This window comes from Actinoplanes sp. HUAS TT8, from assembly GCF_051380535.1.
Taxonomy (GTDB): domain Bacteria; phylum Actinomycetota; class Actinomycetes; order Mycobacteriales; family Micromonosporaceae; genus Actinoplanes.
In genome coordinates this window covers 11293695-11318203 of the sequence record NZ_CP195646.1, presented here as the reverse complement: position 1 = coordinate 11318203, position 24509 = coordinate 11293695, and the positions used below count along the sequence as shown (strand labels likewise).

Below are 24509 nucleotides of genomic sequence, written 5' to 3'. Positions count from 1 at the left end.
AACGGGGTTCAGCTCCCTCGATAGGTGGTGTAGCCGTACCGGCTGAGCAGCAGCGGCACGTGGTAATGGCGTTCCGGGTCGTGCACGTGGAAGGCGATCGTGATCTCCGGGAAGAAGGCCTCCTTGCCGAGATACGGCTCCACGTAGAAGAGCAATCGGTAACCCCCGGCCTGCCAGTCGCGGACCGGCACGCGATAGCGCAACCGGCCGTCGGCGTCGGTGCGCCCCTCGTCGAGGGTCCGCCAGCCGTCCGCGTCGCGACGCTCCAGCCGCACGTAGACATTCCCGGCCGGGTCGCCGGTGACGGTGTCCAGGATGTGGGTCGAGATCCGGGCGTGGAACTCGGCTGCGGTGCCGTCGTCAGAGGGCATCGAGCACCCGCTCCAGCCGCAGCCCGGCGATCTTGCGAAGCTCCTCGGCGACGATCGCCCGCTCGGTCGCCTCGTCGTTGCCCAGCCGCTCGCGGGCCGCGGCCAGGATCTCGGCCTGGCTGCGACCGCTCGCGAAGATCAGGAAGACGTGGCCGAACCGCTCCTCGTACTCCCGATTCGCGGCGATCAACGCCTCTTTCGTCTCGTCGTCGGCACTGCGCGCCGCGGCCGACTGCTCGGCGCGGGACCAGGCCGCCTCGCGGGAGTCACCGGCCGCACGCTCGCCGATGCGGGGATGCGCGGACAGGCCCTGCAGAACCTCGTCCCAGGTCAGGCCCCGGGCGGCGGCATCGGCCGCGACGACGATCGCGTCCCGGTCGGCGAACGGCCGGCCCGCGGCGATCCTGTCGCCCCAGGACGGCGTGGCCAGGCAGGCCAGCAGCTGCTCCGTCAGGCGCTCGGCCGGCAGCGCGTTGAACGACTGCACCGCACTCATCGCCTCACCCCCTCTTCCGTGTTGATCAGTCAAGCAGGCCCGCTCCGCCGCGGGCACCGGCGGAGCGAAGAATTAACACGGCCACCTTGCCACGATCCTCCGGCCGAAACATGGGCCTGTGGACAACGCCGCGGTTGTCCACAGGCCCGAAAAAGTTGTCGGTGGGATCGGCAAGACTTGGCGCGTGCTGATCCCCGCCGAGAACCTGCCCGATCTTCCGGTCCGCGACCTGCTGCCGGAGTTGACCACCACGCTGGCCGAGGCCGGCGCGGCGGTCCTGGTCGCTCCGCCCGGCACCGGCAAGACCACCCTCGTGCCGCTCGCGCTGGCCGGTGCGGGCTGGGCGTCGGCCGCTCTCACCGGTGGCGGCCGGGTGCTGGTCGCCGAGCCGCGGCGGGTCGCGGCCCGGGCCGCCGCCCACCGGATGGCCGCGCTGCTGGGCGAGCCGGTCGGCGAGCGCGTGGGTTATGCGGTGCGCGGCGACCGCCGGGTCTCCCGGCGCACCGTCGTCGAGGTGGTCACCACCGGCCTGCTCGTCCGCCGTCTGCAGCGCGATCCGGAGCTGGGCGGCGCCACGGCGGTGATCCTCGACGAGTGCCACGAGCGGCACCTCGACTCCGATCTCGCCCTCGCCTTCCTGATCGACGTGCGCAGCGTGCTCCGGCCCGAGTTGCGCCTGCTGGCGACGTCGGCGACGGCCGACTCGGACCGGTTGGCGCAGGTGCTGGGCGGGCCGGTCCTGACCGCGTACGCGCGAACTCATCCGATCGAGGTGATCTGGTCACCGCCCACCGGCCCGATCGCCCCGCCGCTCGGCCTGCGCGTCGATCCGAAACTGCTCGACCACGTCGCCGCGACCACCCGTCGCGCGCTCGCCGACGGCGACGGTGACGTGCTGGTCTTCCTGCCCGGCGCCCGCGAGATCGAGACGGTCGCCACCCGGCTGCGCGGCCTGGACGCCGACGTGGTGCCGCTGCACGGCCGCCAGTCCGGCGCGGCGCAGGATGCCGCGCTGCGGCCCGGCCCGCGCCGCCGCGTCGTCCTGGCCACCGCGGTCGCGGAGAGCAGCCTGACCGTGCCCGGGGTGCGGGCAGTGGTCGACTGCGGTTTGAGCCGGGTGCCCCGGATGGATCACTCGCGTGGCCTGGGCGCACTGGTGACCGTTCCGGTGTCCCGATCCTCGGCCGTGCAGCGCGCCGGCCGGGCCGGTCGCGAGGCCCCCGGGCGAGCCTATCGGTGCTGGTCAGAGGCCCAGCACGACCGTCTCCCGGCGCAGCCCGAGCCGGAGATCGCAGCGGCCGACCTGACCGGTTTCGCCCTCGACCTGGCGCTCTGGGGCGATCCCACCGGCAGCGGCCTCGCCCTGCCCGACCAGCCGCCCGCCGGCGCCCTGCGCGCGGCCACCTCGACGCTGCACGATCTCGGCGCGGTCGACGACGCGGGCCGGGTGACCCCGCGCGGACGCGCCCTGGCCGGTGCGGGCCTGCATCCGCGCCTGGCCCGCGCACTGCTCGACGGCGCCGGGCTGGTCGGCGCCCGGCGGGCCGCGGAGATCATCGCGGTCCTCGACGACCCCGGAAACGCGACCGACGACCTGGTCGCGGCCGTTCGGCGGGCTCGGGCCGCCGGTGGTTCCGCTTTCCATTCCGAGGTACGTCGTCTGACCGCGGCCGCCTCCACCGAACCGCCCGCCGCGGATGCCTCCGACACGCCCGCCGCGTCCACCGCACCGACCGCCTCCGCCACCGCACGGCCCGCCGCCTCCGCCGAGCCGTCCGTCGTGGCCGCGTCCGGGTCGGGCGGTGTCCGGGGGGCGCGGGATCGGGTACCTGATGACCTGGCCACCGGGCTGGTGGTGGGGCTGGCCTTTCCGGAGCGGGTGGCGCTGGCCCGCGAGCCCGGCGGCCGGGCCTACCTGATGGCCGGCGGCACCGCGGCCGACCTGCCACCGGGAAGTGCGCTGGCCGGCACGCCGTGGCTGGCCGTGGCCGCCGCCGACCGGGCCGCCGGCGCGCGGACGGCCCGGATCCGCAGTGCCGCTCCGCTCGACGAGGCCACCGCCCGCGAGGTCGCGAGTGCGCTGCTCAGCGAGGAGACCGAGGTCGGCTGGATCGACGACGACGTGGTCGCCCGGCGGGTCCGCCGGCTCGGCGCGATCACCCTGGCCAGCGTCCGGCTGACCGATCCGGAGCCCGCCGCGCTGCGCGAGGCCCTGCTGGCCGGGCTGCGCGCGACCGGCCTGAGCCTGCTGACCTGGAGCCGCACGGCCGAGGAGCTGCGCGCCCGGCTGGCGTTCGCGCACGCCGCGCTCGGTGATCCCTGGCCCGACGTCTCCGACACCGCCCTGCTGGAGCACGCCGAGCAGTGGCTGGAGACCGGAAAGGCCCGCCGCCGGTCCGACCTGGCGAAACTCGACGTGGCGTCCGCCCTGCGACGGCTCCTGCCGTGGTCGGTGGCCGGGCGGCTGGACGAGGTCGCCCCGGAACGACTACCGGTGCCGAGCGGCTCGCAGATCCGGGTGGACTACTCCGATCCGGCCGCGCCGGTGCTCGCGGTCAAGGTGCAGGAGGCGTTCGGCTGGCGGGACGCGCCCCGCCTGGCCGACGGGCGGGTCCCGGTCCTGCTGCACCTGCTCTCCCCCGCGGGCCGGCCGGTGGCGGTCACCCGCGACCTGGCCTCGTTCTGGGTGCAGGGATATCCGCAGGTCCGCGCCGAGATGCGCGGCCGCTATCCGCGCCACCCGTGGCCCGAGGACCCGATGAGCGCGCCGCCGACGCGGCGGGCCAACCCCCGTTCCCGATGAAGGAGATCACCATGTCGACCACGTTCGTCCCGGCCGAGAAGACCTGGCTGGCCCGCATGGGCACGCTGCGCCAGGTGGTGCGTCAGGAGGTGGTGGCCGCCCAACTGGCCGAGCACCTGAAACCCGACGCCCCGCGGGTCCTCGACGTCGGCTGCGGGCAGGGTACGCAGGCGTTGCGGCTGGCCCGGCTCGGCTACGACGTGACCGCGCTCGACTCGTCGGAACAGATGCTGGAGTCGTTGCGGCGCTCGCTCGCCGAGGAGCCGGCCGAGGTCCGTGACCGGGTCCAGATCGTCCGGGCCGACGCGACGCGGCTGGGCGGGACTTTCTCGCCGGGCTGCTTCGACGCCGTGCTCTGCCACGGGCTGCTGATGTACTTCGCCGACCCCGGCCCGATCCTCACCGACCTGGCCCGGATGATGGCTCCCGGCGGCGTCCTGTCGCTGCTGGTCCGCAACGCCGACGGCTTGGCCATGCGGCCCGGCCTGCTCGGGGACTGGTCCGAGGCGCTGAAGGCGTTCGACGATCCGGCCTACGGCAATCGCCTGGGCATCCCGGCCCGCGCCGACCGGCTGTCCGACCTGACCGCGGCCTTGAGCGGCCGCGGGCTGGAGGTCTTCACCTGGTACGGCGTCCGCGTCCTCACCGACACCGTCCCCGACGACGCTCCCCTGCCCGGCACCGAGGAGCTGACCCGGATCCTGGCCGCCGAGACCCGGGCCGGATCCACCGATCCGTATCGGGGCGTCGCCGCCCTGACCCACGTCTTCGCCCGTCGCCCCTGATCGCAGACCCGCCGGCAGAAGGAAGGAGGCTCCGACCAGGCCGCCCGGAGGCGGCCAGAAACCGCACGGCCAGCGACCCACCGACCGCCGCGGCCGACAGCTGGGCGGCGCGGCCGGCGGCTGAGCGGGGTCAGGGGTTGGGTTTCGGGGCGGGACGGCCGAGGTCGGCCAGCCGCGCCGGCGGCCCGAACAGGTAGCCCTGGCCGAGCGGGCACCCGAGCTCCGACAGCGCGGCCGCCCGTTCAGGGGTCTCGATCCCTTCGGCGACCACGGTGATGCCGAGGTCGGCGCAGATCGCGAGTACCGAGCGGCAGAGGGCGCCGGCCCGGTCCGGGGCGGTGTCCACGTCGGTCAGGGTCGAGTCGAGTTTCACCGTGTCCACCGGCATGCCGTGGAGTTGGGCAAGCGCGTTGTACCCGCTGCCGAAGTCGTCCAGGGCCACGCGCACGCCGCGGGCGCGGAGGCGTTCGACCATGGCGGCGGCGCGGGGCAGGTCGGGGATGCGGAGGGTTTCGGTGATCTCGACGATCAGCCGGTCCGGGGGCATGGCGTGCCGGGCCAGGGCCGCTTCGACCGCGTCCTCCAGGCTCTGCTGGCCGAGCCGGCCGGCCGAGACGTTGACGTGCACGCCGATCGGGCGGCCGAAGCGGTCGGCCAGGGCCTGGGCGTCGGCGCAGGCCTGGTTGAGCACGAAGTCGTCGATGGCCGAGACCAGGCCGGTGCGTTCGGCCATGGTGACGAAGACGTCGGGGTGGACCGGTCCGGCGATCGGGTCGGTCCAGCGGGCCAGTGCTTCGACGGCCACCGTCGCGTGGTCGCTGAGGCGGACTATCGGCTGGTAGAAGACTTCGAACCCGGCCGCCGCGGGGCTGCCTCCGCTGAGCGCGCCGGCCAGCAGCTGCGGCAGGTCGGCGTTCGGGCCGTGGACCGGTCCGGTGTAGCGGATCAGTGCGCCTTTGCCGCGGCGCTTGACCGCGTACATGGCGGCGTCGGCGCGGCGCAGGAGCAGGTCGGCCGAGAGCCGGTCGCCGGGTTCGGCCACGACCAGGCCGATGCTGGCGCCGACGCTGACCGCGCGGCCGTCGATCAGGTACGGCTCGCGGAGCGCGGCGAGCACCCGTTCCCCGATCCCTTCCGCTTCTTCGACCCAGGCCCGATCCTCGGCCGACGCCGCGTCGAATTCCGGAGTCTCCACCGATCCGGCGGGCCGGGAGGCCGCCGAAAAGGAGGACCGAGGCGAGGGTGCCGAAACCCCGGACACCCGCCCGTTCAGAACGACCCCGTTGGACGCGGACCCGGAAGACACGGGCCCGGAGGCTACCGGCGCGGAAGGTACAGGCGCGGCAGGCGCGGGCGCGGGAGGCGCGAGCAAATCGGTCCGGCGACGAGCAGGCGGCCGAGCCCCACCCGGCCAACGCCCCGCCCCTCCCCCACGGGACACCTTGATCCCGGCCGCCGACAGCACATACCGCCGCTGCCGCCCCACCACCCGCCGCAGCATCGACTCGGGTGCGGCCGGCGTCGGCGCCACCACATCGCTCTGGTCGAGCACGACGGCGAACTCGTCCCCGCCGAGTCGGGAGACCAGGTCCTGCGGCCGCACGGAGGCCCGCAACCGTTCCCCGATCGCGTGCAGAACCCGATCGCCCAGCGCATGCCCGTACGTATCGTTGATCAGTTTGAAGTCGTCCAGGTCGGCGAAGAGCACCGCCACCGGCGTACCCCGATGCTGGTTGGCGTCGAGGGCCAGCACGAGCCGTTCCCGGAACAGTGCGCGGTTGGCCAGCCCGGTCAGCGGGTCGTGGTACGCCTGGTGGTGCAGCCGCCGCTGGGTTTCCGCAACCCGCCCGAGCAGCACGGTGTTGTCCAGGATCGTGATCATCTGCCGGGTCACCACGAGTCCGAGCCCGAGCCACCCCAGGTACGCCTGGAAGGGGGTCAGCGGATTCCCGGTCGCCGTGCGGACGAGCAGCAGCACCCCGGTGACCAGCACCGGCACGTACGGCAGCAGCAGGTGGAACCAGTCCCGCTGCAACGCGCTCACGTCCCGGGGCAGCGGCGACGGCCGGGCCGGGCTGAGCGCGGCCAGCGCGATGAACGCGGGCCCGAGCAGGTGACCGCTGACCTGCAGCCACGACGGCCCGATCCCGAGCAGCCGTACGGTGTCGGCCGTGCCGAGCGCCAGCAGTGCCGCCCCGATCAGCATCAGCGGCCGCCGCCCGGCGGGCGAGTCGGGCCGGGTGGTGAGCAGCAGCACCACCATGGTGAACAGGATCAGGTCGGCGATCGGGTATGCGGCCACCCACCAGGCCAGCGAGTCCCAGTCGGCGACCGCGTTCAGGCACGACGACGTCCAGCACAGCGCCAGCACCGAGCCGGTGATCAGCACGCTGTCGATGACCAGCGCGATCTGGTCGCGACGGGGTGAGGTGGGCACCGGCCGCGGTCGCGTCCGGGTGACGCCGAGCAGGCCGAGCAGCATGCAGACGGGCAGCACCACGAAGCCGATGTCGAAGACCGACGGGTCGGCCAGCCGGTCGTGCCCGCTCAGGTCCTGGATCACCCACCGGACGCGGACCGCCGACCAGGCGACGAGCCCGCCCGCGGCCAGGAACCGCCAGTTGCGGGGGATGCCGGCCCGGCGGCGGGCCGCGACCAGGCACGCCCAGGCCGCGATCGCTCCCGCGGCGAGTTGCGCGGTGTCGGTGTAGAGCCGGGGCGCACCCACGAGCTCACCGACCGCGACCACCGCGAGGGCGAGCGCCACAGTCCCGATCAAGCGCGCCGTCGTGATCACCACCAGTGTCCGGGCCGCGGGCATGATCCACGGCCGGATGAAAATACCGGCTCAGTCCCCGTCGGTCACGTCGGCGATGACCACCGTGACGTTGTCCGGCCCCCCGCCGCGCAACGCGAGATCGACAAGCCTCTCCGCGCACGCCTTGGGATCGGGAACGATCCGCATCTCTTCTTCGATGGTCGCATCGTTCACGACGCCCGTCAGTCCGTCGCTGCACAGCAGCCAGCGGTCGCCGGCCTGTGGCTCGACGATCACGTAGGCCGGGCTCACCGGCTCGCCCTGGAGCACCCGCGTCACCACCGCACGACGCGGATGCCCGGCCGCCTCCTCGGGCTTGATCAGGCCCTGGTCGACGAGCATCTGGACGTACGTGTCGTCCTTGGTCAGCTGGTTCAGCCGGCCGTCGCGCAGCAGGTAGGCCCGGGAGTCGCCGACGTGGGCCATGGCCGCCCGCTCGCCGTTGAAGAGCACCGCCGTCAGCGTCGTGCCCATCCCCTGGAGCGAGGGGTCGGCGGCCACGGTCTCGGCGATCCGCCGGTTGGCCAGCTCGAGCCCTTTGTGCAGCGCGTCCATCTGATGTTCGGTGTCGATCGGCGCGTCGAGCGAGACCATGGACTCCACGGTGATCCGGCTGGCCAGATCGCCGGCGGCCATGCCGCCCATGCCGTCGGCAACGAGGAGGAGCTGGTCACCGGCGTAGTGACCGTCCTCGTTGTTGCTCCGGACGTGTCCTTGGTCGGTGACGGCCGCCCAACGAAGGTGCAAGGTCATGGCGTGCAGCCTGCCAGGTCGATGGCTGGCTGTCTGCACGTGGTGGGCGGCATGTCGCACATGTCGTCGCCGAAAATACCCTCAGCCCGGCACATTGGGCCGCCCCAGACACCTTGAATCGATTTCGGTCACCTTCCGTGTCGGTGCGATCCATTCGAGTACGGTCGTCTCCACCGCCCAGCCGCGGACGGCCACGGCGCTCTCCGGTGGCCGCACCGGTTCGGGGCAGAGGGTCTTCGACCGTACCTCGCCGTTCGACACGAACTTGACCTCGCCGGTGGCCAGCAGCATCGTCGTCGAGGTGTCGTCGACGGCGATCATCTGCCCGACGATCACCTCCTGGATCGGGCCGCCCTCGGGGCCGACCTCGATGGCGCTGCTGGGCAGCACCGGCGCGCGCAGGAAGACGACGCCGACCACGATCGGCAGCGCCAGCGCGGCCGCGGTGGCCGGCCAGTGCGTGACCAGTCGCGCCCAGCCGGCCGGGACCGGCCCGGTCAGCAACGGTCCGAGCAGTGGCGGCACCCCGAGCAGGATGGCCGTGCCGAACTCGCCCTCGTGGATCGCGGCGACCACCCCCGGCCAGACGAAGACCCAGGTGAGCGCGCCGATGAGGATCGGCACCCAGAGCGTGATCCAGGCCATCACCCACGGCCCGGCCCGCAGCCGCTGCACCGCGGTCAGCCCGAGCACCGCCACGATCAGCATCTGCAGTGTCGGGAGCAGACGCAGCTGCCAGGTGAAACCGGCGATCAGGATGGCGATCAGCACCACCCAGTCGGGCATCCGCAGCGCGGCGACCGCGATCGGCGAGCGCCCGGCGTCGTCCGGTTTGCTGACCAGCAGGATGCCGCCGAGCACCCGCAGGGTCAGGATCACCGCCGGGATCGCCCAGCTCAGCGTGATGAAGAGCGCACTGATCATGCCGAGCGGGCTGATGTACTGCACCAGCAGCAGCATCGTCGGCAGGTCCTGCCGGCTCAAGTACCACAGCCGCAGCACGAGCAGCATCAGCGGGAACGCCGGCAGCACGGTGAACAGCCAGTTCAGCTGCGACCGCCGGCGCCGCGGCGCGATCACCGGCCCTTTGGCGAAGATGTCGCTACTCATTGAGCAGGCTTTCCCACGGCAGCTCCCGCACGTTCGGCCGGGTCACTCGCGGCTGTTCGGCGACCGCTATCGGAATTTTCCCGTTCTGCGCGGTCTCGACCTGCAGATTGTCCTGGTAAGCCTTCTCCCACCGCTCGTCGTGCGGGTCGGCATAGGACCGGTAGAGCGTGATGTCGACCAATTCCTTCAGCGCGGGATTGTTCCCCACGTTGACGCCCCAGCGCTCGATCGCGTCGAGGCCGAGGTCCCAATGTTCGTACTTCTCGGGGAATTTCGCTTTCCACCCGGCCAGGATCGCGGCGTCCGTGCTGACCGCGTCCACCTCATGGTTGTCCAGCATCGTGAAGCATTCCGAGACCCGGTTCTTCCGGAAGGTCTTGGCGTTCGCCTTGTCCAGTGCGCTCTCACTCGTCGAGGTGGAGAGCGTGCAGACGCGTTGACCGGTCAGATCCTGCAGCGCGGAGACCGAGGAATGGCCCTTGAGTGTTATCACCGACTGCTCGGTGTCGAGGTATTCCTGCGAGAACGTAACCCCGGCGGCCTTCCGGTCGGCGGTGATGCTGTAACTGGCGATCACCATCTTGACCGGCACGCGTTTGCCGTCGACGTCGTTGGCCTGCATCCGTGCCCGGTCCTCGGACTCCATGCCGTAGAACCGGACCTGGTCGCGCCGGAAACCGAGATCCTCGGCGATCATGTACGCGATGTCGATGTCGAACCCCGACCAGATCTTCTTCTCCCGGTCGTAGTACGCCGTCCCGTACTGATCGTCCTTCACGCCGATGTCGAGCACCGGCCAGCTGTCGACCCCGGCCTGCGCGCGCAGCTCGTCGATCGACGGCGGCCCGCCGACCAGCAGCCGCACCAGCGTCAGCCCCATCGCCAGCACCAGCGCCAGCCCGAGCCCGGCCAGCCGCAACGCGGCCAGGTTGAACCGCTCGGGCGGCTCCGGCAGCGCCTCCGGCTCGCGTAGCGTCTCCGGCTCGGGCGGCAGCGGCAGCCGCCCCTCGTCGACCGCCTCGTGCACCGCGATGTCCCGCGCGGCGATGTCCTCCAGCGTGCGTTTCCGCAACTTCCACACCCGGCGCAGCTGCGGCGGGATACCGGCCCCGAACGACGCGCCGGCCCGGACACCCTCGCGCCCCGGATCGGCCGCCGGCGCCGCCGGAGAAGAGGGCGGCAAAGGGCTCGAATCAGACCCGCGCGAGGTCCCGTCCACAGGCTCCCCCATCGGCCCTCCCCAACGTTGCGATCGGGCCATCGTGCACCATCCGGGTCACGGCACGGGATCCCCCGTCCCGAGTGGAACCCGCGGACCACACCGGCGAAGACGCGCGGCGGCCATCCGCAGGCCCCGGCCGAGTCCGTACCTCTGAATGGCCTCCAAGGCATAAGCACTGCACGTCGGCCGGAATCGGCACCGCGTGGGAAGGCGTGGCGACACTTTCCGATATCCCCGAATAGCGGCGACGACCGCCCGTTCCGCGGGCCGCGCGGTGGACCGATGCCCGAGCAGCGCGACAACGGTCAGCAGCGAGCTCAACCGGAAGAAATCGCACCCGGGAACATCGCAGTCACAACCCGGAACATCGCAATCCGGCAGATCACAACCGGGATTGCAGTCGCAGTTGTTGTACCAGGGGTCTTTCTTCTGCTCCGGATCCTCCGGAGGCTGTCCCAACAGATCCCCAGGCACGTTTTCCACCGGCCCATAGTGCCGGACGCCCTCAACCCGGGCTCTCCCCCGAAAAGATCAACTTCAAGATCTTTCATGTCCTATCTCCGCTGTGGTCAAGACCGCCGCTCCCGCGGGGACCCTTCCGACCCTCGCAGGGCGCTGGCGCGCCCAGAACGCGAGGCCCGAAAGGGCGACGTGGTCGGGTGGTTGCGGTCAGAGCAACAAACCCGCCCACGGCGACATGGACGGGTTCGGAGCGGAAACCGGTCAGCGGGACGTGCGGACCACCACAGCACTCTCCGGCGGGAGCAGGACCCGGTCGCGTTCGAGGACCACGCCCTCGGCCGTGGCCAGCAGCACCGCCGACGGCACGGCCCGCAGGCTGACCGTCTGCGGCGTCTCGGCCAGGTTGGCCGCGACCGCGTGCCGCCCGCGACGGATCACCACGAACCGGTCCCCGTGCCACACCTCGACGTCGGACAGCCACGGATCGGTCAGGTCGGGCATCTCACGGCGCAGCCGGATCAGCTTCTTGTAGAGCGCCAGCATCTCCGCGTGCCCGGCCTTGCCCAGCTCCGACCAGTCCAGCTTGGAACGCTCGAACGTCGCCGGGTCCTGCGGGTCGGGCACCTCGGTCTCGGCCCAGCCGTGCCGGGCGAACTCGCGGCGCCGCCCGTTCTGCACCGCGGCGGCCAGCTCGGGCTCGGGGTGGCTGGTGAAGAACTGCCACGGGCTGGTCGCCGCCCACTCCTCGCCCATGAACAGCATCGGCGTGAACGGCGACGTGAGCAGCAGCGTCGCGCCGACCCGGAGAAGCCCGGGCGAGAGCGTCGCGGTCAGCCGGTCCCCGATCGCGCGGTTGCCGATCTGGTCGTGGTTCTGCAGGAACGCGACGAACCGGTGCCCGGCGGTGCGCTGCCGGTCGACCGGGCGACCGTGACGCCGGCCCCGGAACGACGACCAGGTCCCGGCGTGGAAGAACGCGCCCTCGAGAACCGTCCGCAGGCAGTCCAGCGACCCGAAGTCCTCGTAGTACCCCTGCCGCTCGCCGGTGAGCAGGGCGTGCAGCGCGTGGTGGACGTCGTCGTCCCACTGGGCGCCCAGACCGTACCCCCCGGCCTCGCGCGGGGTGATCAGCTTGGGGTCGTTGAGGTCGGACTCGGCGATCAGCGACAGCGGCCTCCGCAGCGCCGTCGACAGCGACTCCACCTCGACCGCGAGCTGCTCCAGCAGGTGCACCGCGCCCTCGTCGTGCAGCGCGTGCACAGCGTCCAGCCGCAGCCCGTCCACGTGGTAGTCGCGCAGCCACATCAGCACGCTGTCGGCGATGTAGCGCCGCACCTCACCGGACTCGGGACCGTCCAGGTTGAGCGAGCTGCCCCAGGTGTTGGAGCCGGTGCTGAGGTAGGGGGCGAACATCGGCGCGTACGCCCCGGAGGGCCCGAAGTGGTTGTAGACCACGTCGAGCACCACGCCCAGGCCCTTGCCGTGGGCGGCGTCGACGAAGCGCTTCAACCCGTCCGGCCCGCCGTAGCGCTCGTGCGGCGCGAACCAGCAGACCCCGTCGTAACCCCAGTTGTACTCGCCGTTGAACGCGTTGACCGGCAGCAGCTCGACCAGGTCGACCCCGAGTTCCACCAGGTGGTCGAGCCGCTCGACGGCCGAGTCGAACGTGCCCTCCGGCGTGAACGTCCCGATGTGCATCTCGTAGAGCACCGAGCCGGGCACCTGCCGCCCGCTCCACGACCGGTCGCTCCAGGTGAACGCGTCGTGGTCGTAGAGCCGGCTGGGCCCGTGCACGCCCTGCGGCTGCCAGGCCGACCGCGGGTCGGGAACCGGGTTCTCGACGTCCTTCAACACATACGCATAGTCGGTGCCGGGACCGGCGTCGGGCACGTCCAGGTGCCACCACCCGCCGTCGCCCGGCTCCATCTCGTGCTCCCGGTCCCCCAGGCGCAGCTTGGGCGACTTCTCCGGCGCCCATACCTCGAAAGTCGTCATTCCTTCACCAACAAAGCGACGGGATAGGTCTGCAGAAGATCGGCGACGGCCAGACGATTGCCACCGTAGCTGGCGTTCGTGAACACTTCCGTCCAACTGTGGCCGTCGAGTGACAGCGTGGTGTCGTGCCATCCGCCGTGGCGTGACAATCCGACCGGGAGCCGGGTGGCGACCGCCACCACGCCGCCCCGGTCGAAGGCCAGGACGTGCTCGCCGACGCGGCCTTCGGCGAAGACCGGACGGTACGACGTGAACAGTTCCGGACGCTGGCGCAGCAACCGCAGCGTGCGGCTGATCACCAGCAGCTTGGCCGCGCCGGTCTCGTCGACCGGGGGCAGCCAGCCGTCGTCGAGGCGGGCCAGCAGCTCGCGGCGGGCACCGAAGTCGACGGGCCGGCGGTTGTCCGGGTCGACCAGGGACCGGTCCCACAGCTCGGTGCCCTGGTAGACGTCGGGCACACCGGGCATGGCCAGCTGCACGAGCTTCTGGCCGAGCGAGTTGGACCAGCCGGGCGGCGTGATCGAGGCGGCGAAGTCGGACACCTCGCGATGCAGCGCCGGGTCGTCGTAGATCTTGTCGATCATCGCGCGCAACGCGTTCTCGAAGGACTCGTCGGGGTGCTGCCACGTGGTGGCGACCCCGGCCTCGCGGGCGGCTTTCACCCCGTACGCCAGCAATCGTTCTTTCTCGATCGGCCACGCACCCACCGCGACCTGCCAGATCAGATGGGCCAGGGAGGGGTCCGGTAGCGGAGCGATCCGGACCCAGCGGCGGACGACCTCGGTCCAGTCGCCCGGCACCTCGGACAGGACGGCCAGGCGGGCCCGGACGTCCTCGCCGCGCTTGGTGTCGTGGGTGCTCAGCGACGTCATGGTGTCCGGCCAGTCCTGCCGGCGGGCCTGCGCGCACTCGTGGAACTCGTCGGCGCTGACGCCGAACTTGGTCGGCTCGTTGCCGACCTCGTTGCGGGCGGCGAAGCGGGTCCAGCGGTAGAACGCGGTGTCCTCGACGCCCTTGGCCATCACCGCGCCGGTGAACTGCTGGAAGCGGATCGCCAGTTCGTCCTCCGGGTTGCGCAGCCGGCCGAGGAGCTGATCGAACACGCTGATCAGTTGCGGACGCCGGCGCCCGGCCTCGGAGCGGGCCTGGGCCAGGTGGCGACCGCCGACCGGCAGGTAGGAGCGGTAGACCGGAAAGCAGGCGGCCAGCTCGGCCAGGGCCCGGGGCGCGGCCTCGATCTCCGGGACCAGGCGGGCCAGCCGGCCCAGCTCGGCGGCGAGCATCCGGGTGGCGACGTCGTGCTTCGTGTCGTGGACCAGGTTCTGGTACGAGGTCGTGCCGCCGGTCAGGTAGTGGTCGAGGGTGTCGAAGAACGGTTCCGTGCCGGGGTCCACGAAGACCCCGTTGACCTCGGCCATCGCCTCGTAGCCGGTGGTGCCGGCGACCGGCCAGCGGGGCAGGTGCTCGCCCGGCTCCAGGATCTTCTCGATCACCAGCCAGGCGTCCGGGGCGGCGTCGCGCAGGCGCTGCAGGTACGCCGCCGGGTCGCGCAGCCCGTCCGGGTGGTCGACCCGGATGCCGTCGGCCAGGCCCTCACGGATCCAGCGCAGGATCTCGGCGTGGGTGGCGTCGAAGACCTCCGGGTCCTCGACGCGCAGCCCGGCCAGGTCGGTGATGGCGAAGAACCGCCGGTAGTTGATCTCGGAGTCGCCGCGGGTCCAGTTGGCCAGCTCGTAGTGCTGGCGGTCGTGCACCTCGCGGGCCGAGCCCTCGCCGGTGCCGTCGGCGATCGGGTACCGCTTGTCGAAGTAGACGAGTTCGTCGCCCTCGACGGTCAGCTCGTCGAGCGCGTCGGGGTCGTCGGCCAGCACCGGGAGCAGCAGTTTCCCGCGCGACCAGTCGATGTCGTAGAACTTCGCGTACTCCGACTTGTCGCCGTTCTTGAGTACGTCCCACCACGTGGGGTTCGCCTTGGCGACGGCGACCCCGGCGTGGTTGGGCACGATGTCGACGACCAGGCCGAGCCCGGCGTTCTTCAGCGCCTCGGACAGGGCCCGCAGCCCCTCCGCACCCCCGAGCTCGGGGTTGACCTGGGTGTGGTCGACGACGTCGTAACCGTGCTGCGAACCGGGCGTCGCGGTGAGCAGCGGCGCCGAGTAGAGGTGGCTGACGCCGAGATCGGCCAGGTAGTCGGCGAGCTCGGCGGTGGCCTTCAGCGGGAAGTCGGGACGGACCTGAACTCGGTAAGTACTGGAAGGACGGCTTTTATTCCGTTTTAGGGCGGTGGTGGGGTGGTCGGATGTGGGCATCACACAGTCCTGTCCAGCACGATGAGGGACCGGTCCGGCACCCAGATCTTGTGGCCGGCCTCCACGACCGACGGGCTATCTGGGGACGGCTCGGCGGTTTCGATGACCTTCTCCCACTTCTCCCCGTACTCCGCGGGAGGCGTGGCGAACTCGATGGGCGCGTCGTGCGCGTTGAAGCAGAGCAGGAACGAGCTGTCGACGTGGCGCTGGCCGTACTGCCCGCGCTCGCGGATGCCCTCACCGTTGACGAAGAGCGCGACCGCCCGGCCGAAGTCGTTGCCCCAGTCGTCGCCGGCCATCTGCCGCCCGTCCGGCGTGAACCACTCCAGGTCGGGCAGCGGGTCGCCGCCGCCGCGGGCGGTCACCGGCAGCCCGGTGAAGAAGCGGCGGCGCTGGAACACCTGGTGGCGGTGGCGGAACGCGGTCAGCTTGCGGGCGAACTCCAGCAGATGCTCGTCCGCGTTCTCCCAGTCGATCCAGCTGATCTCGTCGTCCTGGCAGTACGCGTTGTTGTTGCCCTGCTGGGTGCGCCCGAGCTCGTCGCCGTGCGAGATCATCGGCACGCCCTGGCTGAGCATCAGCGTGGCCAGGAAGTTGCGGCGCTGCTTGGCCCGCAGCTCCAGCACCTTCGGGTCGTCCGTCGGGCCTTCGATGCCGCAGTTCCAGGACCGGTTATGGCTCTCGCCGTCCCGGTTCTCCTCACCGTTGGCCTCGTTGTGCTTGTCGTTGTACGACACCAGGTCGTTGAGCGTGAACCCGTCGTGCGCGGTGACGAAGTTGATCGAGTGGAACGGCTTGCGCCCGTCGTCCTGGTAGAGGTCGGCCGACCCGGTGATCCGGGACGCGAACTCGGCCAGCGTGGCCGGCTCGCCGCGCCAGAAGTCGCGGACCGTGTCCCGGTACTTCCCGTTCCACTCGGTCCAGTTCGGCGGGAAGTTGCCGACCTGGTAGCCGCCCGGGCCGACGTCCCACGGCTCGGCGATCAGCTTGACCTGGCCGACGATCGGGTCCTGCTGGACCACCTCGAAGAACGTGGAGAGCCGGTCGACGTCGTAGAACTCGCGGGCCAGCGTGGAGGCGAGGTCGAAGCGGAAGCCGTCCACGTGCATCTCGGTCACCCAGTAGCGCAGCGAGTCCATGATCAGCTGCAGGCTCTGCGGGCTGCGCACGTTCAGGCTGTTCCCGGTGCCGGTGTAGTCCATGTAGAACTGCGGCTGGTCCTCGACGAGCCGGTAGTACGTCCGGTTGTCGATGCCCTTGAGCGACAGCGTCGGCCCGAGATGGTTGCCCTCGGCGGTGTGGTTGTAGACCACGTCCAGGATGACCTCCATCCCGGCCGCGTGCAGCGCCTTGACCATGCCCCGGAACTCCTGGGTCTGCTGGCCGAGCGTGCCGGTCGACGAATACCCGTGGTACGGCGCGAAGAAGCCCAGCGTGTTGTAGCCCCAGTAGTTGCGCAGGCCCAGGTCGTGCAGGCGATTGTCGTGAACGAACTGGTGCACCGGCATCAACTCGACCGCGGTCACGCCCAGGCTCTTGAGGTGCTCGATGGTCGCCGGGTGACCGATCGCCGAATACGTCCCGCGCATGTCCCGGGGAATCTCCGGGTGCCGCTGGGTGAGCCCCTTCACGTGGGTCTCGTAGATGACCGAGTGATGGTACGGAATGTCCGGCCGGCGGTCGTTGCCCCAGTCGAAGTACGGGTTCACCACCACGCCCTTGGGCATGTACGGCGCCGAGTCCAGATCCGACATCTGATCGGGGTTGTCGAAGTCGTACGCGTACATCGACGGGTGCCAGTCGATATCCGAGTCGATGGCCCGCGCGTACGGGTCGAGCAGCAGCTTGTGCGGGTTGCAGCGCAGCCCGCGGTGCGGCTCGTACGGCCCGTACACCCGGTAGCCGTAGCGCTGCCCCGGCTCGACTCCCGGTAGGTACGCGTGCCAGACGAACGCGTCCTGCTCGTGCAGCAGGACCTTGCGCTCGTTCCCGGAGGCGTCGAAGAGGCAGAGCTCCACCGCCTCGGCCACCTCGGAGAAGATCGCGAAGTTGGTGCCCGTCCCGTCGTAGGTAGCTCCCAGCGGGTACCGGTGACCAGGCCAGACCTGCATCTGTTGCGCTCCCCTCGGCCTTCGGTCGTCACGACCGGCCCGCGGTTCATGCCCCTCCGCGGGATGCGTTAATCCTGTCCGGCCGCGTCATCAGCCATTCTCCCGGGAGGGGCTGATACCGTCGGCGCGACTGTCCGATTAGGCGCTGATTTATCCCCTTACGGGGGTTTAGCATGTTCAGGATCGAGCATAGGGACGACGTGCCGCGGATTGACCCACTGATTCTCGGGCCGCAGCTCTGCGGCGTCCCCGCGACCGACGCCGGCGCGGGCCGGGAATGGCTGGTCACCGACGGTTTGGGCGGCTGGGCGAGCGGCACCGTGAGTGGCCTGCGGACCCGCCCCGAGCACGCCCTGCTGACCGTCGCCGGGCCCGGCCGGACCCCACATGTGGCCTTGGCCGCACTCGATCTCACCGTGACGCTTCACACAGGGACCAAAGTTCCGCTGTACACCCATGCGTGGCAGTCCGGCCGGCTCGACCCGCACGGCCACCGCCTGCTGGAGACGTTCACGCTCGCCGACGGCCTACCCCGCTGGCGCTGGCGGATCGGCGACGTGGTGATCGAACGCGAGCTGGCCTTCGGCTTCCGGACGTCCGCGCTGGCCGTGGTCCACCGGGTGCTCAGCGCCCCCGGCCCGGTCGGCCTGACCGTCGCCGCGATGTGCACCTGGCGGGTCGCCGACGGCACCCGCCGCGCCGACGGACCCGGGCTGCGGATCGAACCGGTGGCCGACGGCGTGATCGTCGACGGCGCGTACCGGCTGGCCGGACCCGGCTGGCAGCCGGCCGGCCGGTGGCACGTGGGCGCCCACGCCGGCGACCGGGCCGAGGACCTCTGGCACGCCGGCACGTTCGGCGCTCAGGCCGGTCCGGGCGAGACCCTGGCCGTCTCGGCCTGGGCCGGGAACCTGGCCGAACGGCCGCCGGCGCCGCCGGTGGTCCTGGCCGCCGCGCGGGAGCGCGCTCACCGGCTGGTCACGACGGCCAAGGCGGAGGGGTACGCCGCGACGCTCGCCCTGGCCGCCGACACCTTCGTGATCCAGGCCGCCGACGGGCCCGCGCTCGCCGACGGCTACCCCTGGTCCGGGCGGGCCGCGCCGCTGGCCGCGTACGAGGGCCTGATGCTCGACACCGGACGCGCCGACGAAGGCCGCGAACTGCTGAAAGCCCTGGTCGAGCGGCCGTCCGGCACTCCGCTGTGGCTGATCCACGCGGTCGACCGGCACGTCACCCGCACCGGCGACAGCGACCTGGCCCGGCGGCTGGCCGTCCCGCTCGGGCGCCTGCTGCGGCAGTCCCTGAACGACGGCGGCCCGCTCACCCTGGACCCGGCCGACGGCCTGCTCACCCTCGCGGCCGGCGACACTCCCGCGGCGCGGGTCGGGAAGCTGGTGGAGATCAACGCGCTGTGGGTGAACGCCCTGGCCGCCCTGGCCGACCTGCTGGCCGAGGGCGGGCGCGACGACACCGAACCCCGGGAGCGGCACACGCGGGCACGGGAGTCGTTCCTGCGGCGCTTCCCGGCCCCCGAAGGCTGGCTGCACGACGTCGTGGAGGGGCCGGCCGCGCCCTACCCGCTCGGGGCGGGGACGTCGCACGACGATCCGACGCTGCGGCCGTACCAGCTGCTCGCCTGGTCCCTGCCGCACGGCCCGATGCGCGGCGACCCCGGCGCGGCCGTCCGGGCCTGCGGCGAGGCCCTGCTCACCCCGCTCGGGTTGCGGACGCTCGCGCCGGACGAGTACGGCTACGACGGCACCGGCCCCGACCAGGGTCTCGTGCGTCCGTGGCTGATCGGCGCGTGCGCGGATGCCTGCGCGGCCACCGGCCGCCCGGTCGACGGCCTGCTCGACGGCCTGGCCGCCCACCTCGGCGAATGGGGCGTCGGCTCGGTCGGTGAGGCCGCCCACGGCGACGCCCCGCACCCGGCCCTCGGCCGCCCCTTCGACGCCCTGGCCGTCGCTGAGACGCTGCGAGTCGAGACGAGGTATTTCCCGTGAGCCGGATCCTGATGCTCTCGTGGGAGTACCCGCCGCTGCTCGTCGGCGGTCTGGGGCGGCACGTCCACGCACTCACCGGCGCCCTGGCCCACGCCGGGCACGACGTGACCGTGGTCACCCGGCATGCTCCCGGTGCGCTTTTCGAAGAACACACCGAGGGGGTACGGGTGATCCGCGCCCCCGACGACCCACCCCGTTTCGACTCGGCCGGCGGCAACCTGCTCCCCTGGGCGACCGCGTTCAACCACGCGCTGACCCGGGCCGCCCTGCGCGCCGCCCGCGCCCACCGCTTCGACGTCGTCCACGCCCACGACTGGCTGGTCGCCCACACCGCCACCACCCTGCGCGACCACCTCGGCGTCCCCCTGGTCGCCACGGTCCACGCCACCGAGTCCGGCCGGCACCAGGGCTGGCTCCCGGCCGCGCACAACCGCACCATCGACGACGTCGAACGCTGGCTCTGCACCGAAGCGGCCCGGGTGATCGTCTGCTCGGAATACATGCGCGCCGAGGTCACCCGGCTGTTCGCGATCCCGGCCGCGCGCACCGAAGTGGTCCGCAACGGCGTCGACGCGCTGCGCTGGCGGGCCCGGCCCCGGGCCGTCGCGGCGGCCCGCCACCACTACGCCGGCGACGACGGTCCCCTGGTCAGCTTCGCCGGGCGGCTCGTCTACGAGAAAGGCGTGCAACATCTGCTCGCCGCCGCGCCCGCCCTCCGCGCCCGCTTCCCGGGGCTTCGCCTGGTCATCGCCGGCGACGGCCCGTACCGGAAAGAACTGGAACTTCTCGCCGAACCCTGGGTGACCTTCGCCGGATTCCTGACCGGCCACGACCTGACCGCGCTGATGGCCGCCTCGGACTGCTACGTGGTGCCGAGCATCTACGAACCGTTCGGCATGGTCGCCCTGGAAGCGGCCGCCGCCGGCACCCCCGTCGCGGTCGCGGCCACCGGCGGGCTGGCCGAAATCGTCGAACCCGGCGTCACCGGCGTCCACTTCCCGCCGAACGACCCGGCCGCCCTGACCGACGCGGTGTCCGGGGTGCTCGGCGACCGCGACCACGCCCGTCACCTGGCCCAGCAGGCCCGATCACGGGTGATCGACGACTACAACTGGCCGTCGATCGCCGACCAAACGGCGGCCGTCTACCACCAGGTACGCCCGGCGACCGACCGCGTGATCGTCGCCACACCTCGTGTCCCGGTCGGCTGACCGGGGCGGCCCAGCCGGTGCTTCAGGCGCCGGGGAGAGCTCGGCCGGCGGTGTAGACGCCCAGGTTGGTGCGGGCCGCGCCGAGCAACGGCACCGGGACGCCGTGCCGGGTGGCCTCGGTGACCAGGTCGCCGACGATGGCGTCGGCCTCGACCGGGAGTCCGGCGATCAGGTCGCGGTACATCGACGACGTCGTCGGCTCGGTGCTGCCGATCGTCGCGTCGAGGAGTTCGCGGGCCCGCGGCCGGGGTGGATGGCCGGCCGCGGTGGCGACCGCGACCACCTCGTCGGCCAGCGCGCGGAGGAATTCCGGGCCGCCCGGTGCGGCGTTGATGGCGCCGATCGGGCCGCGCATCAGCGTGGTCGCCGCCCCGAGCGTGGACAGCAGCACCCATTTCTCCCACATCTCCGCGAGGATGTGCCGGGACGGGCGGGAGTCGAAGCCGGCATCGCCGAGCGCGGCCGTGACCGCGTCGAGCCGGTCGTCCGGGCCGCCGTCGAGTGGGCCGAACACCAGCCGGGCCAGGCCGGTCATCTGGACGACGTCGCCGTGCTCGTCGAGCGTCCCGTGGATCATGCAGAGGCCGCCCCAGACATGCCCGGCGCCGAGAGCGCCGGTCAGGACGTCGAGGTGGCGCAGGCCGTTGAGCAGTGGGATCACCACCGTGCGGTCGCCGGTGGTGGCGCGCAGCGCGGGGGTCACGGCGTCGAGCGCGTGACTTTTGACGGCGAGGAGCACCACATCGTACGTACGATCGATGGTCTTGATGATTTTCGGCGTCAGCCGTGTCTCGCCGGTCGGCGTGCGGATCCGCAGGCCGCGCTCGGCCAGTTGCGCCGCCCGGCCCGGCCGGACCAGGAACGTCACGTCCCGCCCGGCCTCGGCCAGCCGTCCGCCGAAGTAACCCCCGGTGGCCCCGGCCCCGACGACCAGGATTCTCATCCGAGCCTTTCGTCGTCGAAGCACCAGCGCCACGACTCGCCGGGCTCGAACGAGCGCATGACCGGGTGCCCGGACTCGGCGTGGTGGGCCGACATGTGCCGGCGCGGCGACGAGTCGCAGCAGGCGACCAGGCCGCAGGTGAGGCAGACGCGCAGGTGGACCCAGTCGCTGTGACCGTCGGCCACGCACTGCGGGCAACCGTCCTCGTACGCGCTCAGGGGTGCCGGCTCGCCGGATTCCTTGAGATGCTCGCAGATCACTCTTCACTCCGGTGCAGCTGGGATTCTTCCAGGTCGAGCTCGCGCTGGGCGCGGACCAGCACCTCCTCGGCGATCCGGCCCTCGTTCCGGGCGATCTTGAAGACGTGCCGTTCGGCTCTGATCATCTCGCGTCGCAGGCGTCCGTACGCGGCCGAGGGGGTTTCCTGCTGCTGGCTGCCCAGACGTTCCCAGGCGTTGTTGGACCGGCTCTCGACCAGCCCGCGCAGCCGGTCGACCACCGAGGCGGGCGCGCCGTCGGCGTTCTCCTCCAGCGCGGCCAGCGCGGCCCGGCCGGCCGCGTGCTGAACCCCGGCCTCGGCCAGGGCGTCCTCGGCACTGGTGTCCTCGCGCACACCCAGCCGGACGGCCAGCGTGGGCAGCGTGGTGCCCTGGATCAGCAGGGTGAGCACGATGATCGCGAACGCGATGAAGATGAACAGGTCACGCGGGTAGTCGGGGACGTTGTCCTCGCCGGGCAGCCGCAGGGTCTGCGCGGCGGCCAGGGTGACCACGCCGCGCATCCCGGCCCAGGCGACCACGGTCGGCACGCTGATCGGCACGCGCGGGCCCTTGGCCCGGACCCGGGGGAAGAGCCGGCCCAGGTAGGAGGCCGGGTACATCCACAGGAAGCGGACGGCCACCAGCAGGCCGAAGACCAGCGAGGTGACGCTGATCGTGGTGGCCATGCTGGTCTCGATGTGCTCCACGACGGTCCGCAACTGCAGGCCGACGAGCAGGAACACCACACCTTCGAGGAGGAACGTGGTGAGCTTCCACACCGCGTCCATCTGCAGGCGGGAGGTGGCCGAGAGCAGGTAGGGAATCCGGTGCCCGAGGTAGAGCCCGGCGATCACGACGGCCACCACGCTGGACGCGCCCAGTTCCTCGGCGACGATCACCACGACGAACGGCGTGAGCAGCGACACAGCGTCGTCGAGGAGCGGGTCCTCGATCCACTTGTGCAGCTTGGCCGCCCCGATCGCGAAGATCATGCCGAGCACGATGCCGCCGCCGGCCTTCAGCCCGACCTCGCGGGTGATGTCCCAGAACCCGACCGTGGCCCCGGCCAGCGCACTTCCGGCCACCCGGACCAGCACCAGCGCGGTCGCGTCGTTGAGCAGGCTCTCGCCCTCCAGGATGGTGACCACGTGGCGCGGCAGACCGACCCGGCGGGCGATCGCGGTGGCCGACACCGCGTCCGGCGGGGCTACGATCGCGCCCAGCGCCACGCAGGCCGAGAGCGGCGCCTGCGGCAGCATCCAGTGCACCGCGAACCCGATCACGAACGCGCTGAGCAGCACCAACCCGACGGCCAGGAACAGGATCGGGCGCAGCGCGTTGCGGAACGCGGGCACCGAGGTCTGCAGCGCGGCCACGTAGAGCAGCGGCGGCAGGATGCCGATCAGCACCAGCTCCGGCTTGAGGTCGGCCTCCGGGAAACCCGGCACGTACGACAACCCGAGACCGGCCACCAGCAGTACCAACGGCGCCACGAACCCGAGCCGGCGGGCGAGTGCCGCGCCGACAACCGATATCGCCACGAGCACGACCGTGTCGACGATGCTCTCCATGGCCGGAAAGCTTATGTCAGGCCGTGGTCACCACGCCGGAGCGCGCCACCGTGCGGGTGTAGGTGCCGTCGACGCCCTCCCGTTTCCACATGCCGTCGACCGAGAAGACGTACGGCGTCCCCGGCGTCAGCCCGGTCACCGTGCCGGTCATCCAGCCGCAGCCGGTCGGCGTGACCGTGACCCAGCCCGGCACCTCCGGCTGGGCGCCGTACACGAGCTTCTGACTCACCGCCAGGATGTGGTAGTCGACCAGCTCCGGGTTGCCCGGGTTGAACCATTTCACGACCGCGCTGGTGCTGCTCGCGGTCACGTCGGCCCCGTTGATGTCGCCGCCCCGGAACCCGGTGGTCCCGCAGGCGCTGCCGCTCGGCGTCGGGGTCGGTGACGTCGAGGGGGTCGGCGAGAGCGTGGCCGCGGCGAACGTCGCCCGCGGCGAGAAGCTGGCCGTGGGCGACGGCGGGACGCTGCCGGCGGTCATCATCAGCCAGTTCGTACCGGTCGGCGTCGGTGTCGCGGTGGCGGTGGTGGACGAGGCGCACGCGGCCAGCAGCAGCGAGCCCGCGAGCACGGGCAGGACGACGGCGGTAGCTTTCCGGATCCCCAGCACGTCCTTCAGGTTCGGGCGGACCCGCGTGCGGCTTAGCCGTTCCGATAGTGCTCCTGGGATCGCCGGGCCAGGTCCTTGGTGGCGGCCGAGTTGACCCACGTGCCGAGGATCACCCCGGCGCCGGGCACCACCTTGGCGAACACCTTCCGGGCGGCGCGCACCCCGGCCATCCGGGCCAGTCGCAGGCTCAGCTTGATCAGCGTGCCGCCCTCGGGCCCGGCGAAGAACCGGCTGGCCCGCTCGCGGCCGGCGGCCACGCCCAGCGCCGTCCGGGCGGTCTCGGCGACCTTGTGCACCCGCTGCAGCACGAGCAGGTCGGTGGCGCGTTCCGAGGCGGCCGGGTCGGCGCCGTGGGCGGCGGCGATGTGCAGCACCATCCGCGCCTGGGTCCAGGCCAGGACGCCGACGTCGACGACCGCGCCGGGCAGGCCGGTCACGCCCGACAGCGCGCCGGAGAGCCGGGCCAGGGTGGTGAAGTGCTTGACGGCGAGCGCGGCCAGCTCGTCCGGGGTGAGATCGGGGCGCTCCTCGCGGATCCGGGCGGCCCACTCGGCGGCCTCCGGCCCGAGGCGGCGGACGGCTTCCAGGGCGAGGTGCTCGGGGGCGTACTGCGGGTCGGCCTTCATCCGGGCCCAGAGTGATCCCGGCGGGGCGGAGGCGTCGATGTCGAGATGCTGAT

Annotated in this window: 19 protein-coding genes; 4 read left to right on the top strand and 15 right to left on the bottom strand. The window is 71.9% G+C overall.

The window, feature by feature from the left end; all coding sequences use genetic code 11:
• Window positions 1-8: 8 nt before the first annotated feature.
• Both uraH and uraD read right to left on the bottom strand, forming a co-directional pair.
• Entirely contained in the window at window positions 9-371 is a 363-nt protein-coding gene (uraH, locus tag ACSHV8_RS50505) for a hydroxyisourate hydrolase (protein WP_436527657.1), read from the bottom strand.
• On the bottom strand, window positions 361-867 hold the full coding sequence (uraD, locus tag ACSHV8_RS50500; RefSeq protein ID WP_436527655.1) for a 2-oxo-4-hydroxy-4-carboxy-5-ureidoimidazoline decarboxylase: 507 nt from the start codon (window positions 865-867) through the stop codon (window positions 361-363). Before uraD ends, uraH begins: the two co-directional genes overlap by 11 nt.
• A gap of 184 nt (window positions 868-1051) precedes the next feature.
• Here uraD and hrpB point away from each other — a divergent pair, with 184 nt between their 5' ends.
• Window positions 1052-3670: an ATP-dependent helicase HrpB gene (hrpB, locus tag ACSHV8_RS50495; protein WP_436527653.1), complete on the top strand. Its 2619-nt coding sequence runs from the start codon at window positions 1052-1054 to the stop codon at window positions 3668-3670.
• A gap of 11 nt (window positions 3671-3681) precedes the next feature.
• Window positions 3682-4455: a methyltransferase domain-containing protein gene (locus ACSHV8_RS50490; protein WP_436527652.1), complete on the top strand. Its 774-nt coding sequence runs from the start codon at window positions 3682-3684 to the stop codon at window positions 4453-4455.
• A gap of 130 nt (window positions 4456-4585) precedes the next feature.
• On the opposite strand, the gene ACSHV8_RS50485 is transcribed toward ACSHV8_RS50490, so the two are convergent.
• The 8 genes from ACSHV8_RS50485 to glgX form a co-directional block, all read right to left on the bottom strand.
• Complete coding sequence (locus ACSHV8_RS50485) at window positions 4586-7234, bottom strand: putative bifunctional diguanylate cyclase/phosphodiesterase (protein WP_436527651.1); 2649 nt, start codon at window positions 7232-7234, stop codon at window positions 4586-4588.
• Between the two features lie 69 nt (window positions 7235-7303).
• A complete protein-coding gene (locus ACSHV8_RS50480) occupies window positions 7304-8026 on the bottom strand; it encodes a PP2C family protein-serine/threonine phosphatase (RefSeq protein ID WP_436527649.1) in 723 nt (240 codons plus the stop codon).
• A gap of 81 nt (window positions 8027-8107) precedes the next feature.
• On the bottom strand, window positions 8108-9136 hold the full coding sequence (locus ACSHV8_RS50475; RefSeq protein ID WP_436527648.1) for a hypothetical protein: 1029 nt from the start codon (window positions 9134-9136) through the stop codon (window positions 8108-8110).
• Entirely contained in the window at window positions 9129-10367 is a 1239-nt protein-coding gene (locus tag ACSHV8_RS50470; protein WP_436527646.1) for a transporter substrate-binding domain-containing protein, read from the bottom strand. The genes ACSHV8_RS50475 and ACSHV8_RS50470 overlap by 8 nt, the downstream gene beginning before the upstream one ends.
• 45 nt (window positions 10368-10412) lie before the next feature.
• Window positions 10413-10580, bottom strand: coding sequence for a membrane protein insertion efficiency factor YidD (yidD, locus tag ACSHV8_RS50465; RefSeq protein WP_436537344.1), 168 nt, complete (start codon window positions 10578-10580; stop codon window positions 10413-10415).
• A 501-nt stretch (window positions 10581-11081) separates the two neighbouring features.
• The gene (treZ, locus tag ACSHV8_RS50460) at window positions 11082-12815 is read right to left on the bottom strand and encodes a malto-oligosyltrehalose trehalohydrolase (protein ID WP_436527644.1); all 1734 of its coding nucleotides are present in this window, start codon (window positions 12813-12815) and stop codon (window positions 11082-11084) included.
• The gene (treY, locus tag ACSHV8_RS50455) at window positions 12812-15124 is read right to left on the bottom strand and encodes a malto-oligosyltrehalose synthase (protein WP_436527642.1); all 2313 of its coding nucleotides are present in this window, start codon (window positions 15122-15124) and stop codon (window positions 12812-12814) included. The genes treZ and treY overlap by 4 nt, the downstream gene beginning before the upstream one ends.
• Window positions 15124-17235 (bottom strand): glycogen debranching protein GlgX, encoded by a 2112-nt coding sequence (gene glgX / locus ACSHV8_RS50450; protein WP_436527640.1) that lies wholly within the window; start codon window positions 17233-17235, stop codon window positions 15124-15126. Before glgX ends, treY begins: the two co-directional genes overlap by 1 nt.
• 200 nt (window positions 17236-17435) lie before the next feature.
• Here glgX and ACSHV8_RS50445 point away from each other — a divergent pair, with 200 nt between their 5' ends.
• Window positions 17436-19238 carry a glycogen debranching enzyme N-terminal domain-containing protein gene (locus tag ACSHV8_RS50445; protein ID WP_436527638.1) on the top strand — a complete coding sequence of 601 codons (1803 nt, stop codon included), beginning with the start codon at window positions 17436-17438 and terminating at the stop codon, window positions 19236-19238.
• An 11-nt stretch (window positions 19239-19249) separates the two neighbouring features.
• Window positions 19250-20449 (top strand): glycosyltransferase family 4 protein, encoded by a 1200-nt coding sequence (locus tag ACSHV8_RS50440; RefSeq protein WP_436537342.1) that lies wholly within the window; start codon window positions 19250-19252, stop codon window positions 20447-20449.
• A gap of 22 nt (window positions 20450-20471) precedes the next feature.
• Here the strand turns inward: ACSHV8_RS50440 and ACSHV8_RS50435 are convergent, their stop codons facing one another.
• From ACSHV8_RS50435 to ACSHV8_RS50415, 5 genes are read right to left on the bottom strand one after another with little or no spacing between them, the layout of a single operon-like run.
• Complete coding sequence (locus ACSHV8_RS50435) at window positions 20472-21392, bottom strand: ketopantoate reductase family protein (protein ID WP_436527637.1); 921 nt, start codon at window positions 21390-21392, stop codon at window positions 20472-20474.
• A complete protein-coding gene (locus ACSHV8_RS50430) occupies window positions 21389-21652 on the bottom strand; it encodes a UBP-type zinc finger domain-containing protein (RefSeq protein ID WP_436527635.1) in 264 nt (87 codons plus the stop codon). The genes ACSHV8_RS50435 and ACSHV8_RS50430 overlap by 4 nt, the downstream gene beginning before the upstream one ends.
• On the bottom strand, window positions 21649-23223 hold the full coding sequence (locus ACSHV8_RS50425) for a Na+/H+ antiporter (RefSeq protein WP_436527633.1): 1575 nt from the start codon (window positions 23221-23223) through the stop codon (window positions 21649-21651). Before ACSHV8_RS50425 ends, ACSHV8_RS50430 begins: the two co-directional genes overlap by 4 nt.
• Window positions 23224-23239: 16 nt before the next feature.
• The gene (locus ACSHV8_RS50420; RefSeq protein WP_436527631.1) at window positions 23240-23830 is read right to left on the bottom strand and encodes a fibronectin type III domain-containing protein; all 591 of its coding nucleotides are present in this window, start codon (window positions 23828-23830) and stop codon (window positions 23240-23242) included.
• 32 nt (window positions 23831-23862) lie between these two features.
• Window positions 23863-24456 (bottom strand): EcsC family protein, encoded by a 594-nt coding sequence (locus tag ACSHV8_RS50415; protein ID WP_436537340.1) that lies wholly within the window; start codon window positions 24454-24456, stop codon window positions 23863-23865.
• Between the last annotated feature and the right edge of the window lie 53 nt (window positions 24457-24509).

Bases quoted from the DNA above. Each gene is read 5' to 3' on its own strand.
- uraH (WP_436527657.1), bottom strand. From the start codon at position 371: ATGCCCTCTGACGACGGCACCGCAGCCGAGTTCCACGCCCGGATCTCG.
- uraD (WP_436527655.1), bottom strand. From the start codon at position 867: ATGAGTGCGGTGCAGTCGTTCAACGCGCTGCCGGCCGAGCGCCTGACG.
- ACSHV8_RS50490 (WP_436527652.1), top strand. From the start codon at position 3,682: ATGTCGACCACGTTCGTCCCGGCCGAGAAGACCTGGCTGGCCCGCATG.
- ACSHV8_RS50480 (WP_436527649.1), bottom strand. From the start codon at position 8,026: ATGACCTTGCACCTTCGTTGGGCGGCCGTCACCGACCAAGGACACGTC.
- ACSHV8_RS50475 (WP_436527648.1), bottom strand. From the start codon at position 9,136: ATGAGTAGCGACATCTTCGCCAAAGGGCCGGTGATCGCGCCGCGGCGC.
- ACSHV8_RS50470 (WP_436527646.1), bottom strand. From the start codon at position 10,367: ATGGGGGAGCCTGTGGACGGGACCTCGCGCGGGTCTGATTCGAGCCCT.
- treZ (WP_436527644.1), bottom strand. From the start codon at position 12,815: ATGACGACTTTCGAGGTATGGGCGCCGGAGAAGTCGCCCAAGCTGCGC.
- treY (WP_436527642.1), bottom strand. From the start codon at position 15,124: ATGCCCACATCCGACCACCCCACCACCGCCCTAAAACGGAATAAAAGC.
- glgX (WP_436527640.1), bottom strand. From the start codon at position 17,235: ATGCAGGTCTGGCCTGGTCACCGGTACCCGCTGGGAGCTACCTACGAC.
- ACSHV8_RS50440 (WP_436537342.1), top strand. From the start codon at position 19,250: ATGCTCTCGTGGGAGTACCCGCCGCTGCTCGTCGGCGGTCTGGGGCGG.
- ACSHV8_RS50435 (WP_436527637.1), bottom strand. From the start codon at position 21,392: ATGAGAATCCTGGTCGTCGGGGCCGGGGCCACCGGGGGTTACTTCGGC.
- ACSHV8_RS50425 (WP_436527633.1), bottom strand. From the start codon at position 23,223: ATGGAGAGCATCGTCGACACGGTCGTGCTCGTGGCGATATCGGTTGTC.
- ACSHV8_RS50415 (WP_436537340.1), bottom strand. From the start codon at position 24,456: ATGAAGGCCGACCCGCAGTACGCCCCCGAGCACCTCGCCCTGGAAGCC.